Genomic DNA, 15,793 nt, shown 5'->3' with positions numbered 1-15,793 from the left:
AGTTTTTGAAACTATTAGTTTGTATACTGAGTCTATCAATTAAGGAGGCCAACAACAATGGCAAATTACACAATCGAAACAAAACCAGCATTTTCAGTTTTAGGATTAGGAACAATTTTAACAGGTGAATATATGGAAATGGGTCAACAGAAGTCAGCATTCTGGGACAAAATAAATTCCGATAAGTTATTAGATAAATTAAATGGATTAAACGATAATCAATACGCGGTCAATGAAGCAATTAATGGGGAATTCCACTATTACGCCGGACGTGAAGTTGCAAATAATTCTGAGGCTTCAACAGATCAACGTTTAATCGAATTTCCAGCTGGGAAGTATTTAGTTGTCAAAGCTTCAGCTGATAATCAAATGGACGTATATAATGCATTGGAAGGTTCAGCCTTTGCTGAGGTGTTACCAAGTCTGTCCGACTATGCCTATGTTGGTGGGCCAAACACATCATTCATCACTAGTAAAGATGATGCTGGGGTTCATGGTGAAATGTTAGTACCACTTGTTGAAAAATAGAAATCAAATAGGAGTAGTAGCTAACCGTAATGGGATTAGCCGCTACTCCTATTTTTTGGAAAAATAATATTTATAGAGCAAGTTTCCGGAGCTGATGGAAAACTCTCTTCAACTCTTACAATTTCATTTTTATTTGATGTAAATAATTATTAAGATTAGATTATTTAAGATTTTCTAAGCGACCATAATAAGCTAAATATGGTCGATGACTTGCATTAGAAATTTTGATTTTTGTAACACTGGCGTTATCCGGTTCAACGATATCTTCAATATTGGGTGCTTTAGTTACCAATTTAACGAATGAGCGAGTAACAAAACCATGGCAGACAATCATGATTTTCTCATCGCCTTTGCCGGTCATATCATTGATGAAATCTTGAACCCGTTTCCAAACCGCTTGATAGGATTCACCATTTTTAGCATACTTAAAGTATTCTTCCGTGATATAGCCGTTTTCGTCAAAGCCATCGGGATGCTCATCAATTACTTCATCAACGGGAAGCCCGTCCCATGAACCGTAATTTATTTCAGCCAAACGATCATCGAGTTGAATTTCATGGACACCCTGATTCAAAATTTCAGCCGTCTCAAAGGCACGTTTTAAAGGGCTTGAGTAAACTTCATCGAAATCATGAATATCGAGATGCTCTTTTAAATAGTTAACTTGTTTTTTACCAGTTTCATTCAAGCTTAAATTAGTCGCAAAGCCATTGATCTTTCCTTGATGATTGGTGTCAGTTTCACCGTGTCTGACAATATATAATTCAACCATAATGGTCCCCCTTAAAGATATGTGTTTAGTATTCCATTAATCCGCTTACATTGCAAATTGAAAAAGGATTTTATCCCGAATAGAGATAAAATCCCTCTAAATTTAAATTCGTTTTCTTAGGGCAACTGGTATGTAAATTATCAACATAACAAGAGTAACCGACAGAATAAATATCGGTAGTGACCAAATAGTACCGTTATGGATAAAACTGACGAGATAAGTTAGAAAACTGACAATCAAGTAATATCCAAAACTAAAGATGCCACTGGCACTACCGATAACATCCTCATAGCCTTTCAAAGCTAAGTTAAGTGTTATCGGTAGTGTTGTATTCAAGCCCAAAAAGATCAGGAAAAATTCCAGGATCAAAAGGTAGGCTTGGTTAAACTGCAAGCTAATTAGTAATAATAATCCTGAGAAGCAACTAAAGGTCAAACCGATAATGGCAATCGTTTCTGACTTGAGGTATTTAACTAGTAGGTTTACTAGAATCGCTCCGAGTAGACTTGCTAAAGCTAAGGTCATACCCAAACTGCCATATTGAACGGACGAATAGCCGAAGTGTTCCATAAAAATGAATGGAGCTTCTGAATAGTAACCGAAGAGAATTCCATTGATGCCACCAATTAGAATTCCATAACTCCAGACTACGGGATCTTTCAACAGACGCCAAGTTACTTTGAGTAGCGATGTTTGTTGAATATTATTGATATCACGTGTTTCAGGCAATCTAGAATAGCTATATAGCAGCACTAGTATTGCCATGAAAATTAAGGCACTGAAGACATTTCGATAACCAAAATAGGTTTCCAAAAAGCCACCAATCAAGGGACCAAAGGCAGGGGACAATGCCATGGCAGCTCCCACCTTTGAGAAAATTTTGGCACCCTCAATGCCGTCAAAACTTTCACGCATAATAGTTTGTGTGATGACGGAACCAACGCTGGCTCCAAAGGCTTGGATGAATCTTGAGGATAATAAAAATTGAAATGTTGGACTGATAAATAACCCAATATTTCCTATTAAGTAGACAACGATACCCAAATTCATTGCCAGACGGCGGCCAATTTTATCTGATAATTGGCCCCAAAATAGAACCCCGATGGCAAAAGCAATGAAGTAAATACTCATTGTCAATTGTGATGTCCCCGCTGAAACATGCATATTAATACTGATTTGCGGTAGGACGGGGGTGAAAATCGATTCACTGATCTGTGGAAATCCCACGAGAACAATAATCAATAAAAGTGATGGTACGGTGTTACGGACGTTTTTCATTTTAGACTCCTAAATTTTATTTTGCTGAAAAACGTCCTACATCATTTGCGGGCATACAAGCCATGATGTTTGTTAATTCCATGGTTTTCACCTAATTTCTTTAAAGTCTAACAAGTATGATATAGATATATTTATGATTTTGCAATACCATTAAAGTATTAGGATATTTAGTATTAATTGGGGGACTAAAGGTTGAAAGTTTAGTTAAGTATGCTGCTTCCAGAGCTGTCAGTATTCATATGCTACGCGGAACGGTTCGAGCCAAAAGGCGGTCTCGAGCCTCGGTTGAAGACTTACCAAAAATCGGTAAGTCTCCAACACGCCTTGTGGTGTAAGAATAAAGTTCTAACGCCACTTTCGCTGCAAATGAATACTGCCAGCTCTTCCAACTAATTTATTTTTTTGTCAGTAACAAATAAAATGAAAACTTCTGCGTATTTAAATAAATTTGTTCTAAGCCTGTAACAACAATGGTTATATTAGTTTTTCACCTTTCAACCTTTAGATGAAGAATAGTAAGAGAGCTTTATTTGTGATAGCTTCTGTTATGTTGTTAAGCGAACTGATGTTAATGAAATTTCAAAATAATTGATTAGTGGAGAATACTTTTGAACAAGCGTAGAAAAATTTGGATAATTGGTATTGGATTGGCAGTGTTATTAATACTTGGAATCGTAATTACTCAAAAACAGTCAAATGGTTACCAGTCTCACAAGACGATTTCCACGGGTCAATTACGTAGAACAACCTTTGCCTTAGTCAGCAGTGCCGAGAATTCCACAACGGATTATCAAAAACAGTACCGATATATTGAAGATATCCAAGATGGCCGTGGTTATACGACTGGTATTATTGGATTTACTTCAGCAAATGGTGATTTAAGACAGGTGGTTTTGGAATATCAAAAATTACGCCCAAATAATCGATTAGTACAGTATTTGCCAGCTTTAAAAAAAGTTGAGGGTACTGCCAGCCATAAGGGACTAGGTGAAGGTTTTGTCAAAGCATGGCATCAGGTTGCTAATGATAAACGATTTATTCAAGCTCAGGATATAATTTTGAATCAACAATATATGCGACCAGTGCTCAAAGCAGCTAAAGCTGATAACTTGGGTCCTTTGGGACAATATATTTATTACGATGCTATAGTCGTTCATGGTCCGGGAAATGATGCTAGTAGCTTTGGTGGGATACGCAAGAAAGCTAAGAAATTAGCTGGTTCAAAGATTCATAATCAGACTGAGTACCTCAAAATATTTTTAAAGATTCGATCAAAGGTTATGAAGCAAGAAAAGGCTCATCAGGATTTATCGCGTATAAATACGCAGAAAAAGTTTATTCGTGAACAGAACTTTCAATTGAAACGACCCTTAAAATGGAAGATGTATGGCGATAAATACGAATTAAAATAAAAATGCAAAATAAAAAGCAGTTGTTATTCACTTAATGGAATAATTTCCAGTGGATAACAACTGCTATTTTCTTATCATCAGTTACAAAGTCATTAGTATGAACTAAGCCTTAATATATCAAGGATTTACATAATCTGTGGGAACAATGTAACATTTTGTCTAGGATAAAAATGAGTCGGAAGAGCTGAGAGTATTAACCAGCTGTGGGTGTAGCGTTACGGCTTTAGCCGTTACACTACCGGGCGAGTTTGGAGACTTTCCGTTCTTTGGAAAGGCTTCAAACCGAGGTCCGAGACCGCATTGTGGCTCGGGCCGGTCCGCATAGCAGGTTAATACTCTCAGCTCTGGAGACGGCAAAGCAGGTTAATACAGTTATACATATTGTTGTGCTTCAGTCTTGTTGTGAACGATATCGGAAAAATCATTGAAAATCAGATGAGGCAAATTTATTCCTTTGACTTTAGCAATGTACCAAGCAAATATTTGAAAAGGAATTACCGCAAGTAAGGGGGATTTTAATTCATCATCAATATTCATTAATTCCAAAGTCTGACCATCATCAATTATTGGCTTTTTTCCGGTAAGACTTATTGTGAAAATATGTGTAGTTGAACGACTCTCATATTGTTTAAGTGATAATTGTTTTTTAACAATTGCAGAATTTGAATTGGTTTCAATAAAGAATTGGCGATGATTCTCATGAACCCCTAAATATGGGCCATGCATAAATGTTTCTAATTCAAATCCATTGGAAGGAATTCTAATTACTTCAGTGAATTTAGTTTGCATCTCCTTTAGTGTACCGAGAACAGCACCGCAGCCAATCGCTGTAAACTGTGGAGCAAGTTGGAAATCCGTTGCAAATCTTTGGAAAAATTCAATAGATTTCTCGATTGTTGGGCTAATATTTTGAACAATGGATTTGAATGCCATTAATTCGGATTGCTCCATGTCTGAATTTATCAAATCTAATTTTGTGGCATAACGTAATCCTAATAGCATTAAAGATAGAACCGTTGCATTGTATCCTAATGTTACATAGCCAACTTTTTCTGATCCCGTAAGGATATCTAGAGTAGTATCTGCAACCATTGGCAATTCAGTGTCAGGACGACTAGTTACACAAATCGAAAAGGGATGGTTCTGTTTAATTACTTTTTTTAAGGCAGAGATGGTTGCTGTACTCTGACCACTCTGAGAAATACCAATAACCAAATCAATATCAGGGTTTATTTTCTCATAGTTCAGGTAGTTGTATGGTTCTTCAATATCTATAAATGCTCCAGTCATTTTTTGCAAATATAATTTAGCGCTGTAGGCAGCATTGATGCTGGACCCTGTTGCCAGAATTAACCAGTGCTTAGTTGCAGGAGCATTTTTTATTACTGGGTCGATCTGTTCGGGATAAGTCGCTAAGATTGTTGACAGTATCTCAGGTTCTTGATTAATGTAAGTGAGCATTGTTGGTTTAGTCATTATGAATAATCCTTTCTGAATTCAAAAAGTTAGCTATGCCATTATTTAAATTAGAGTCAGTAATAAAATTGCCTTGTTTCTTTACTTCTTCAGGGGCATTTCCCATGGCAATTCCGATTCCCGTTTTGAACATTTCCAAATCATTAAGTCCATCGCCGAAGGATAATATTTGTTTTTTATTAATTTTTAATGATTGACAGATTTTTTCAATAGCAGTTGCCTTAGAGACTCCCGCAGGTATTAATTCGAGGTTATTCAAATTTGACGACGAAACAGATATATCCAAGGAATCTAACAGACTTTTAGCCGAAGTTAGTTTCTCAAAATGAGTGTCTTCAATCATGATGGCATTGACGATTTGATCTCCATATTGTTTCAACTGGTCCGACGAATTTACTTTGATATAATCACTTTTATTGGGACTGGCTACCCGATTTTTATCACTGTAGTTGAAATAATCGGGTAGAATTTTGGAATATAAAACGAGGTGATCAGTAAAAAAGAACGTTGCAATATTAGTCTGCAGGCTAATATTTAGAATTTGAGATAAAATGTTTGCGGGAAAGTGTTGAGCATAAGATTTATTGTTCAGTGTGAAAATACCACCATTTGAAGCAATGATTCCGACTCTGGAGTCAAGGTTTTTTTGTACAACTTGTGCTGAACGATACATCCTGCCAGTTGCTAAATAAAATTTAACTTTCGAGTCCAAAAATTTCTTGATGGTATTACTCGTATATTTTGAAATATGTTGATTATCGTCAACTAAAGTTCCATCTATATCCATAAAAATGATTTTAGGATTTATCATTATTTTCTTCCTTTAATTTATGTCCACACGATTCACGAATAATTAGTTCGGGTAAAGGGCTATCTGATTGAAAGGAATCATGGCCTTTTGGTTCAATTAATTGAATTAAGTATTTTACAGCAATTTTAGCCAAGGTTATATTATGATGGTCAATCGTTGTGAGTCGGGGTGTGAAGTAGGCACTATTGGGAAATGCGTCGCAACTTCCAATAGCAATGTCTTGAGGGCAGCGAAGATCATTGTCATTTAGTGCACGAATAGCACCAAGTGCAACTTGATCGTTAATCGTAACCAATGCATCAATCTTAAGATTTTTCTTTATTAGTTCGGACATGCCATCATATCCATCTTGAACATAATAATCATTCAAATAAATAAGTTTAGAATCAAGATTAGAATATGTAGACATCATTTTTTTATAACCTTGTAAACGTTCGTCTGTGATTTCGACATCAGGTTCGCCACCGAGAAATCCGATATTCTGGTAACCAGATGCAAGAAGGTGCTGCGTTATGATTTCGCCACTCATTTCCTGATAACGGGGGACAAATTTGCAGGTTACTGCAGAATTCGGTTGACCCACTATAACCACAGGTATTTGTTCATTCAGTTGGTTTAATGCTTTGATATATAGTTGATCAGGCTTAATTTTATCAATTTCACCACCCAAGATAATAACTCCATCAACTTTTTTTTCTTGAATTGTATGAAAGACTTCTATTTCGGTTGAGACAGAATCATTGGATCTTTGTTTACCGGCAGTCATAGTATTAAAAAGTAGTAGGGAGTAGTTAAGTCCGCGAGTAATCAGTTCAATTTGAGAAATTAAGGCCGTGAAATAAGCATTAGTAATATCAGGAACGATGATTCCCAAAGTATTTGTTTTGTTAGATATCATGCCACGAGCCAACATACTTGGCTGAAATCCTGATTCCTTAATAGCTTGTTGGACTTTGGATTTCTTCAGTGGTGTTACATTTGGTTTATTGTTGATAACTCTTGAGACGGTGGAGACTGAGACTCCAGCCATCCTTGCGATATCTTTTATAGTGATTTCTTTATTCACATTGTCACCTGCTTAGATTGTTATTTTATAATTGTAGTTAAGTATGCCGTTTCCAGAGCTGAGAGTATTCATTTGCTGCGCGGAACGGCCCGAGCCAAAGTGCGGTCTCGAACCTCGGTTGAAGCCTTACCAAATACCGGTAAGGCTTCAACGCGCCCGGTGGTGTAAGAGCTAAAGCTCTAACGCCACTTTCGCTGCAAATGAATACTCTCAGCTCTTCCAACTAGTTTATTTTTTTAATAACAGGAATATTTTTGATGATATTATTTCCGGCTTGTTTTAAATTTTAATTTGCCAAATACAATTTATGCGGATGTTTGCGATAAATTGTTAACTAGCACCACCATGTGTTAATTAAATACGTTTTATGAATTTAGTGTATTGCAGTTATTCGGTAATTTCAATAGTTTTTTGATAACGTTTTCAAAAAGCTAATAATTATATTGACAGCGTTGTATTACCGATATATTATTGACTCGTAAATAAATGAAAGCGTTTTTATATTTGACAACGTTATCAGAACGTACGGAAGTGACATTAATGGAAAATGAAACAATTTTATCGGTTGATCTGGGTGGAACTAAGATTCTGATTGGAGAAGTTTCTGCAGATGGGAAAGTTTTGACGCAGAAAAAATATCATTCAGATGTATCTTCACAATCCAGTGCCTATGAAGGAATAAGAGTGGCCTTGAAAAATTACTTTGCGACTTCAGGTTCACTTCAACAAATTAGAGCTATTAGTATCAGTGCCGTTGGTCGAATTAATGAGAAAAATGGGGATTGGTTTGAAATTGACCCTACAAAAGCTGAGCATATTGAATTAGCACAGAAGTTATCAAAGGAATTCAAGTTACCGGTTTATGCCGCCAATGATGTTTATTGTGCAACTGAAGCTGAATTAATGCTTGGAATTGGCAACGTTACCAAAAACTTTATTTATTTGAATATTGGTACTGGCATAGCTGGTCGAATGGTTATCAACGGTGAAATCATCAACGGTAAACATTTTGATGCGGGTGAAATTGGGCATATGGTGGTCGATATGAATAGCAGTGTTAAGTGTATTTGCGGTCGATATGGTTGTGTTGAACCATTAGCATCTGGTTTAGGGATGAGCAATCGTGCCAAAGATTTATTGAGCTCCCATCCAAATTCACAATTAAGTATTGATGCAAGTGGACGAATTGGGACTGATAAGTTATTTGCGGCATATGATAAAAAAGATCCTGTGGCTGTCGAAGTTGTGGGTACAGCTTTAAAGGGAATTGCAACTTTAGTAATGAATATGGTCAGAGTAACCGATCCTGAAGCTATCATTCTTGGTGGCGGAGTAACTAATGATGGCTGGTTATTGCGACATTTAGACCCCTTACTAGAAAACCAATCTACGATGCGTTTTATCAGTTTAGGAGTTAAGAATAGTAGTCTTGATCCAAATTTAATTGCACTTCGTGGTGCAGGGTTACATGGTTTTAGCAGATTGGAGGAATAGGTCATGAATGTAAATGATGTGCTGGATTCAACAAATGATTTACACGAACCATTAAGGGTAAAAGATAATTCCCAAAAAATAAATATTATTGAACAAACCAATTTTCCATTAAATAGCAGTAATTGTCATTGGGAACAACGTGATAGGGGCAAGGTGATTACAAAAAATACTGAAGATGTGCGCCTGCTTTCAGATTCACGCTATGATACTTGGCCTAAAGGGGCACCCGCTGATGGGGATTATATTCAGTATGGCAGCGTGACAGCACATATGGATTTGAAGAATGAGAATTGGGAACGTTATAATTATTTACTTTTCAAAGTTGACAACTGTTCTCGAAATATCATTAATCCTGCCGTAACAATTGCTTTTAAAAATAATGGGAAGGAAAAAATTCCCGATAAATATTTACGTGATGGATTCCACAATTTGAATCTTAAACCTGGAAAGAATCAATATCGAGTTGATTTAACTGGCTTACCAAGGGATTCTATCACGGGATTAGATATTTCCAGTTCAGCGAATGGATCATATTTAAACTTGCCAGGACAGATTGACTTAAAATTGACTGATTTCAAACTAGCAATTTCCCAAAAATCTGAAATTAATATCGGCTGGAAATTAACTTCTAATCATTTTAGTCAAACACAAGTTGGATTCGCATCTAAGGCAAATAAAAAGATTTTAGTCGATGTAAAAGTCGGTACCGCATATCAAATAATTGATGAATCACAACAAGTCGTTTTTGAAGGTCAGGTTAGATTAGATGATGACCAAGAAACTACTGATTTAGTGGCGATTGCAGATTTTTCTGTACTTGAAAAACCCGGCAAGTATCAAATTATTATTGGAAAATTAAAGTCTTATCCATTTAAAATTAATGATTCATTAAGTCTCTGGACAGAGTCAGTCTATAAAGTTTTGAATTTTATATATTCAGAACGCTGTGGTTACCCGGTTCCTGGAATTCATGGAATTTGCCATACTGATGTAATTGCTAAACATGATGGGCATATTACCAGCTTTAACGGTGGGTGGCATGATGCGGGTGATTTATCTCAACAAACAGTTCATACCGGTGAGGTTGCGGTTAGTTTATTAGAAATTGCTAACAAATATGAAAAAACAGAACCTAAGTTAGCCAAAAGATTAGTTGAAGAAGCTATGTGGGGACTAGATTTTGTGATCAAAACTCGGTTTGGAGATGGCTATCGAGCTACTAGTGCCGGGGTTTCGCGATGGACTGATAATCGAATCGGCACAATGGATGATGCTCAGGCTCGTGTGCATAATAATCCGTATGAGAATTTTTTGTTTGCGGGGTTGTTTGCAAAGGCATCAGCGTTAATTAATGACAGTGTATGGAAAAAACGTTTATTAGATATTTCGAAGGCAGATTTTCAGTTTGCCAAAGATCAGTTTGAAAAAACGCCTTACTTGAAAGAGCCAATCATGTGGGAGCATACCTACAATACTTCGCCAAGTCTTTACAATGCGACAGTTGCCTGGGCGGCAGGTTTGTTGTATCAAAGAACGAAGTTGGCTGAATATTTGAAGCTGAGTGAAAAATTCGGGGAAAAATTATTGTTATGTCAAGAGACTAAAGGTTTGAAGTTAGATGATGGCACAAAATTAATGGGCGCCTTTTATCGTGATGCGAATCATTTAGTTTTTCAACATTTTAACCATCAATCACGGGAGAATATTTATGGTGAAGCGTTAGTAGTATTGAGCGAAAACAATTCTGATGACGCTAAGTGGCTTGAAAGTACAAAGTTATATGGAAATTATTTATTATATTTACAAAAATTTACCTCACCTTATCCGATGATTTCTTCAGGAATTTATCGTGACGATGAGTCTGAAGATCAAGCTAGCTTTTATAAACAGAATTTACTGATTGATGAATCAGCCAAAATGGATTTTAAGCAACAATTATTACAAGGAGTGAAGATAGCGCCACATTTATATATCAGAAGATTTCCTGTTTGGTTCTCATTTCGAGGAAATAACGGGATTATCTTAGCAACAGGTCGTTCGGCCGCAATAGTGGGACAATTTTTGAAGAATAAAAAATTAATTCAATTGGCTGTCAATCAGTTGCAGTGGTTAACAGGTGAGAATCCATTTTCACAATCTTTGATTTATGGATTAGGTGCTCATTATGAGTCACAATATTCAGTCTCGTCTGGTGAAATGATTGGCGAGATTCCAGTGGGAATTGAAACTAAAGATAATAACGATGAACCATATTGGCCACGATTCAGTAATGCCACGTATAAAGAAGTTTGGATTAGTAATGCTGGAAAATGGCTGAGTTTAATTGCAGAAATAATTTAAAAGGAAAAGTGAGGATAGGGTTATGTCAAAAGAGGGAACGGATTCTGCATTTATTACTAAACTGTCGAGTTTTTCAGGTAAATTAACAGCTAACAAATATATCATTTCAATTCGTGATGCTTTCGGAGCGGCGTTACCACTAACAATTATTGCGTCATTCTTTGTTCTAATTAATAATTTGTTATTGGATCCTAAAATTGGTTTATTTAAGAATATTCCGGGCCGGCAGTTCATTACTAATATTGGTATTCAGGCATATAACGGAACCTTAGGAATGATGGGATTGATCGTAACATTTCTCATTGGTTACTATTTGGGAAAGCAGTTGGGGTCAGACGGCGTTTTGGATGGCGTTATTTCGGTGGCTGCACTTGTGACGCTGATTCCCAATATAATTACAATTACTAGTAATAGTGGTAAAGCATTTAAAGCTTCGGCGGTATTGACTCAAACACAGACATCAGCAGAAGGGATGTTCTTGGGCATTTTTGCGGCGTTAATTGCTACTCGATTATTAGAATGGATCAGTAAAAGTGATAAGCTTAAAATTTCAATGCCTGATGGCGTTCCACCGGCAATTGCAAACTCATTTAATGGTTTAATTCCCGCACTATTCGTTATTTCTATTTTTGGTATCTTTGAAGAAACTATCGTGGCATTAACAGGGATGAACGTACCAGATTTGATGATCAAAATTTTACAGGCTCCACTTGTTGGTGGCTTCCAAAACTACTTTGGTATTACTTTCTATGGATTCTTAACATGTTTGCTATTTACTGTTGGTATTCATGGTGATTTTGTCTTGGGTGCTGTTTCAAGTCCAATTTTATTAACGGCATTTCAACAAAATATGTCTGCGGTCAAAGCAGGCAAGGTTGCACCTAATATTGTTACTCAGCCATACGTGGATTGTTATATTTACATCACGATGATTTCATTAGTTATTGCAATTTTTATTGGTTCTCATAAAGCTAATTATCGATCCATTGCCAAGATTGGGGCAGTGCCAGCGTTATTTAATATTAGTGAACCACTCTTGTTTGGTTTGCCAGTTGTCTTTAATCCGATTCTAGCAATTCCTTATGTATTAGTGCCAATTTGTTCATCAACGTTAGCATATTTTGCGACAGCTTTCGGATTAGTTGCCAAAACATATGTTGTCGTTCCATGGGTCACACCAGCCATTCTTTCAGGATTTTTAGCAACAGGTGGAGACTGGCGAGCATCAGTTTTGCAAATCGTAATTATCATCGCAGGGGTATTCATTTACTTGCCATTTGTATACGCTGCCAATAGAGTAAAAGACCCATCATAGGAGATGTTTTGATGCAAATTTCAGCAGAGCTATTTCCGATTTTAGATTATTTTAAATTAAATCCGCAAGAAACACTGTTTAAATTAAAGCAATCTGGATTTTCGGGAATAGAGTTGTACGGTGATCCAATTTTTCCAGCGAATGAATTGAAAAACATGATTCAAAATAGTGGTTTAAAAATTTCTGGATATCAAGTGCCTTGGCGACTAATGCAAAATGGTGGGTTGCAAAATGTGATTCAATATCAGCAGGAATTAGGCAATCAACATATAATAATTGCTGCCCTTGGAGGACCCTGGGAATCTGGGCATAAGGTAAATGAAAATACGATTGATACTTGGGAGAGACATGTCAAAAGAATTGATGAGATGAATCAAACCTTGAGAAAGATTAATCTGGATCTTACTTATCACACACATGATTATGATTTTGGAGAAAAGGTAGAAGGATTAAAGACGTCCTATGAAATTCTAGTTCAAGAAGTTTCTTCTACGGTCAATTTTGAAATCGATACAGGAAACTGTCTTGAGGGCGGCTTAATACCTCAAAAAGAGATTAGAAGAATGCATGACCGAGTTCCATTTATTCATTGCAAACCGCTTTCAAAGTCGAAAGGGTATGAGATTGATTTCGATGATAACCAAGATGAAAATAATTGGGCAGAAATAGTTGAAGCAGCAAAAATATCCGGTACAAAATATTTAGTTATCGAACCAGAGGCAACTGAGTTAGGTGATTCAATGGATTTAATGATTGAAGGGTTTAATTGTTTAAAAAAATATTTATAATGCTAGTGGTACTAGATAATAACTGCTTTTGGAATAACTAATCTATTTGGAAAATTTAGTTTAGAACTGAGGGTTGAAAAGTGAAAAAATTAATCTAATCATTATGTTGCTGCCATAAAAAATTAAACTAGTTGGAAGAGCTGAGAGTATTCATTTGCAGCGAAAGTGATGTTAGGACTTTAGTCCTTACATCACCGGGCGCGTTGAAGACTCGCGGGTTTTGCGAGGCTTCAACCGAGGTCAGAGACCGCTTCCCAGGCTCGGGCCGTTCCGCGCAGCAATTGAATACTCCCAGCTCTGGAAACGGCAAGCCCCACACACTTTACAATATCTCCCATAATTTTTAACAGTACTTTTGAACATAATGCTTGCCTAAACTTCTAAATTACCGTTATAGTTGATAGTATTGTAATTAATTTTGATTGGAAGTGAGAATGTGACCCAGTCAGTCTACTGGAATCGCATCGCAGAGAAGGCTAAGCAAGAGAATCGTCCTTTCTTTAGCTTGGCACCGATGGAAGCTGTGACGGGATCAGTTTTTCGCCGAGTAGTTATGAAAGCTGCGGCACCAGATAATTTTTATACTGAATTTACGAATGCCTTGAGTATTACGCATCCGCTGGCTAAAGAAGCCGCAAAGGGACGATTATATATTGACCCCGAAGAAAATCCTAAGCCTATCGTGCAATTGTGGGGTAACTCCGGTGAAGACTTTGCTAAGGCTGCCAAAGAAGTTGCTAAACAAGGTTATGAAGCAATTGATATCAATACTGGTTGTCCTGATATTGCCGTTATAAAAAACCATAGCGGTAGTGATTTGATTCGTCATTTTGACACAGCCAAAGAAATTATTGATGGAGCTCGTCAAGGTGGATTGCCTGTCAGTGTTAAGACACGTTTAGGTTACAGTCAATTAGAAGAGATGGAAACTTGGATACCATTCCTTTTGAAGCAACAAGTGCCCGTTTTGACCGTTCATGTCAGAACCCGTGAGGAAATGAGCAAAGTACCCGCTCACTATGAATTAATCGATGAACTTGTTCAGATGCGAGATGCTTATGCTCCTGACACTTTGTTGCAGATCAATGGGGACATTGAAGATTATCAAGCTGGAATTCAGTTGGCAAATGAACATCCTGGTGTCGATGGAATTATGATAGGCCGTGGAATTTTCATGAACCCTTATGCTTTTGAAAAAGAACCACGAGAACACTCGAGTCATGAATTATTGGAACTTTTGCGTTATCAATTGGATTTATATGACCAATTTGTTGCCATGGGAATACCGGGACACTTTGCACCGTTGCAACGATTTTTTAAGATTTACGTTCGTGGGATGAAGGGTGCTTCAGCGATTCGAAATGACTTAATGCAAACAAAAACAACTGATGAGGCTCGAGCAGTTGTTGATCGAATTGATCCAGGCGAATAATAGGCGGGATAATTCCTTTTACAACTAGTGACTGAAGGTTGAAAGACGAAAAATTAATATAACCATTGCTGTTACAGACCTAAAATTAATTTATTTGAATAATTAGAATTCTTCGTTTTATCAATCGTGCCATTAAAAAAATAAATTAGTTGGAAGAGCTTAGAGTATTCATTTGCAACCGAGTAACGAGACCACACTTTGGCTCGGACCGTTCCGCGCAGCAATTGAATACGCTCAGCTCTGGAAACGGTATACTCACACAAGCTTTCAACCTTTAGTTAGTGATAAAAAAAGGAGTCATTTCTTACTTGGATATTTCCAAGTGAAAAATGGCTTCTTTTTTGTGCCTAATTCAACGATTCTACAACGTTAATATGTCACTTATTTATAAAAAATCATGGTTATATCAAAAGTTTTCTTCTGCCTTTAAGGCCTTGAGCGTAGATGTTTGAAAGTCCGACAGTAAAACGTGGATATCATTTAGTGAATCTGTTTGACCGTCAATTAGCCACTCTCGCCAAATAGCATAGACGCCAGCACTCATAAAACGTGTCCAATACTTCTTTTGAATAGCAGAAAAATTACTCCAATCAATGACGGCATCATAAAAATTTAACATATTTTCCTTGAAGATATTTTGAATGATAAATTCGTAATTTCTTTTAACTGCTAATTCCATGGTGTCAGATGTTTCAGCAAAAAAGTTTCCTAAGGCAGCAATCTTTTCTTCTGGTGGTACTTTATTGATGATTAGATTAAACTCAGCGTCAATCTTAGGCTTGAAATAGGCAATTAAGACGTCGTTTAACGTCTCAAAATTACGATAGAATGCCATACGACTGACTCCGGCCCTTTTGACAACTTGAGTGACTGTGATGTCGTTTAGATTTTTATTTTTTAATATTTGTAAAAGCGCAGTTATTAAATAAATTTGCGAATCTTGTTTGATTTGTCGTGAATGATTGGTAGCTGCCATTACAATTTCTCCTTTTTGTCACAGATGTCCATGATTTACTTGAGCATTGATTGCTTAGCTATTAATATACAACACATAAGCGTTACATGTGCAACGTTAGTTAAA

At 36.6% G+C, this 15,793-nt stretch carries 13 protein-coding genes; 7 read left to right on the top strand and 6 right to left on the bottom strand.

Annotation, left to right across the window (positions count from 1 at the left end; genetic code table 11):
• Positions 1-57 precede the first annotated feature (57 nt).
• The gene (locus FFM71_RS03985) at positions 58-528 is read left to right on the top strand and encodes a GyrI-like domain-containing protein (protein ID WP_137610898.1); all 471 of its coding nucleotides are present in this window, start codon (positions 58-60) and stop codon (positions 526-528) included.
• A 160-nt stretch (positions 529-688) separates the two neighbouring features.
• Here the strand turns inward: FFM71_RS03985 and FFM71_RS03980 are convergent, their stop codons facing one another.
• Positions 689-1,300, bottom strand: a complete 612-nt coding sequence (locus FFM71_RS03980; protein WP_137610897.1) for a histidine phosphatase family protein — start codon at positions 1,298-1,300, stop codon at positions 689-691.
• 102 nt (positions 1,301-1,402) lie between these two features.
• Positions 1,403-2,578 (bottom strand): multidrug effflux MFS transporter, encoded by a 1,176-nt coding sequence (locus tag FFM71_RS03975; RefSeq protein ID WP_137610896.1) that lies wholly within the window; start codon positions 2,576-2,578, stop codon positions 1,403-1,405.
• A gap of 608 nt (positions 2,579-3,186) precedes the next feature.
• Here FFM71_RS03975 and FFM71_RS03970 point away from each other — a divergent pair.
• Complete coding sequence (locus FFM71_RS03970; RefSeq protein WP_223876475.1) at positions 3,187-3,990, top strand: chitosanase; 804 nt, start codon at positions 3,187-3,189, stop codon at positions 3,988-3,990.
• Positions 3,991-4,362: 372 nt separating this feature from the next.
• Here FFM71_RS03970 and FFM71_RS03965 read toward each other — a convergent pair whose 3' ends face one another.
• From FFM71_RS03965 to FFM71_RS03955, 3 genes are read right to left on the bottom strand one after another with little or no spacing between them, the layout of a single operon-like run.
• Positions 4,363-5,466 carry an SIS domain-containing protein gene (locus FFM71_RS03965; RefSeq protein WP_137610895.1) on the bottom strand — a complete coding sequence of 368 codons (1,104 nt, stop codon included), beginning with the start codon at positions 5,464-5,466 and terminating at the stop codon, positions 4,363-4,365.
• On the bottom strand, positions 5,459-6,277 hold the full coding sequence (locus FFM71_RS03960) for a Cof-type HAD-IIB family hydrolase (protein WP_137610894.1): 819 nt from the start codon (positions 6,275-6,277) through the stop codon (positions 5,459-5,461). Before FFM71_RS03960 ends, FFM71_RS03965 begins: the two co-directional genes overlap by 8 nt.
• Entirely contained in the window at positions 6,264-7,343 is a 1,080-nt protein-coding gene (locus tag FFM71_RS03955) for a LacI family DNA-binding transcriptional regulator (RefSeq protein WP_137610893.1), read from the bottom strand. The genes FFM71_RS03960 and FFM71_RS03955 overlap by 14 nt, the downstream gene beginning before the upstream one ends.
• A gap of 540 nt (positions 7,344-7,883) precedes the next feature.
• On the opposite strand from FFM71_RS03955, the gene FFM71_RS03950 reads away from it, so the two are divergent.
• From FFM71_RS03950 to FFM71_RS03930, 5 genes are all read left to right on the top strand, one after another.
• Entirely contained in the window at positions 7,884-8,837 is a 954-nt protein-coding gene (locus FFM71_RS03950; protein ID WP_137610892.1) for an ROK family protein, read from the top strand.
• Positions 8,838-8,840: 3 nt separating this feature from the next.
• Positions 8,841-11,177 (top strand): glycoside hydrolase family 9 protein, encoded by a 2,337-nt coding sequence (locus FFM71_RS03945; protein WP_137610891.1) that lies wholly within the window; start codon positions 8,841-8,843, stop codon positions 11,175-11,177.
• 22 nt (positions 11,178-11,199) lie between these two features.
• Positions 11,200-12,492: a PTS sugar transporter subunit IIC gene (locus tag FFM71_RS03940; RefSeq protein ID WP_137610890.1), complete on the top strand. Its 1,293-nt coding sequence runs from the start codon at positions 11,200-11,202 to the stop codon at positions 12,490-12,492.
• An 11-nt stretch (positions 12,493-12,503) separates the two neighbouring features.
• Positions 12,504-13,280 carry a sugar phosphate isomerase/epimerase family protein gene (locus FFM71_RS03935; protein WP_137610889.1) on the top strand — a complete coding sequence of 259 codons (777 nt, stop codon included), beginning with the start codon at positions 12,504-12,506 and terminating at the stop codon, positions 13,278-13,280.
• 436 nt (positions 13,281-13,716) lie between these two features.
• On the top strand, positions 13,717-14,712 hold the full coding sequence (locus tag FFM71_RS03930; RefSeq protein WP_137610888.1) for a tRNA dihydrouridine synthase: 996 nt from the start codon (positions 13,717-13,719) through the stop codon (positions 14,710-14,712).
• A gap of 406 nt (positions 14,713-15,118) precedes the next feature.
• Here FFM71_RS03930 and FFM71_RS03925 read toward each other — a convergent pair whose 3' ends face one another.
• Positions 15,119-15,688 (bottom strand): TetR/AcrR family transcriptional regulator, encoded by a 570-nt coding sequence (locus FFM71_RS03925; RefSeq protein ID WP_137610887.1) that lies wholly within the window; start codon positions 15,686-15,688, stop codon positions 15,119-15,121.
• Between the last annotated feature and the right edge of the window lie 105 nt (positions 15,689-15,793).

Origin of the sequence: Companilactobacillus huachuanensis, from assembly GCF_005404815.1 — a bacterium.
In the GTDB taxonomy this organism is placed as follows: Bacteria; Bacillota; Bacilli; order Lactobacillales; family Lactobacillaceae; genus Companilactobacillus; species Companilactobacillus huachuanensis.
This window is presented reverse-complemented; position numbering and strand designations above follow the sequence as displayed.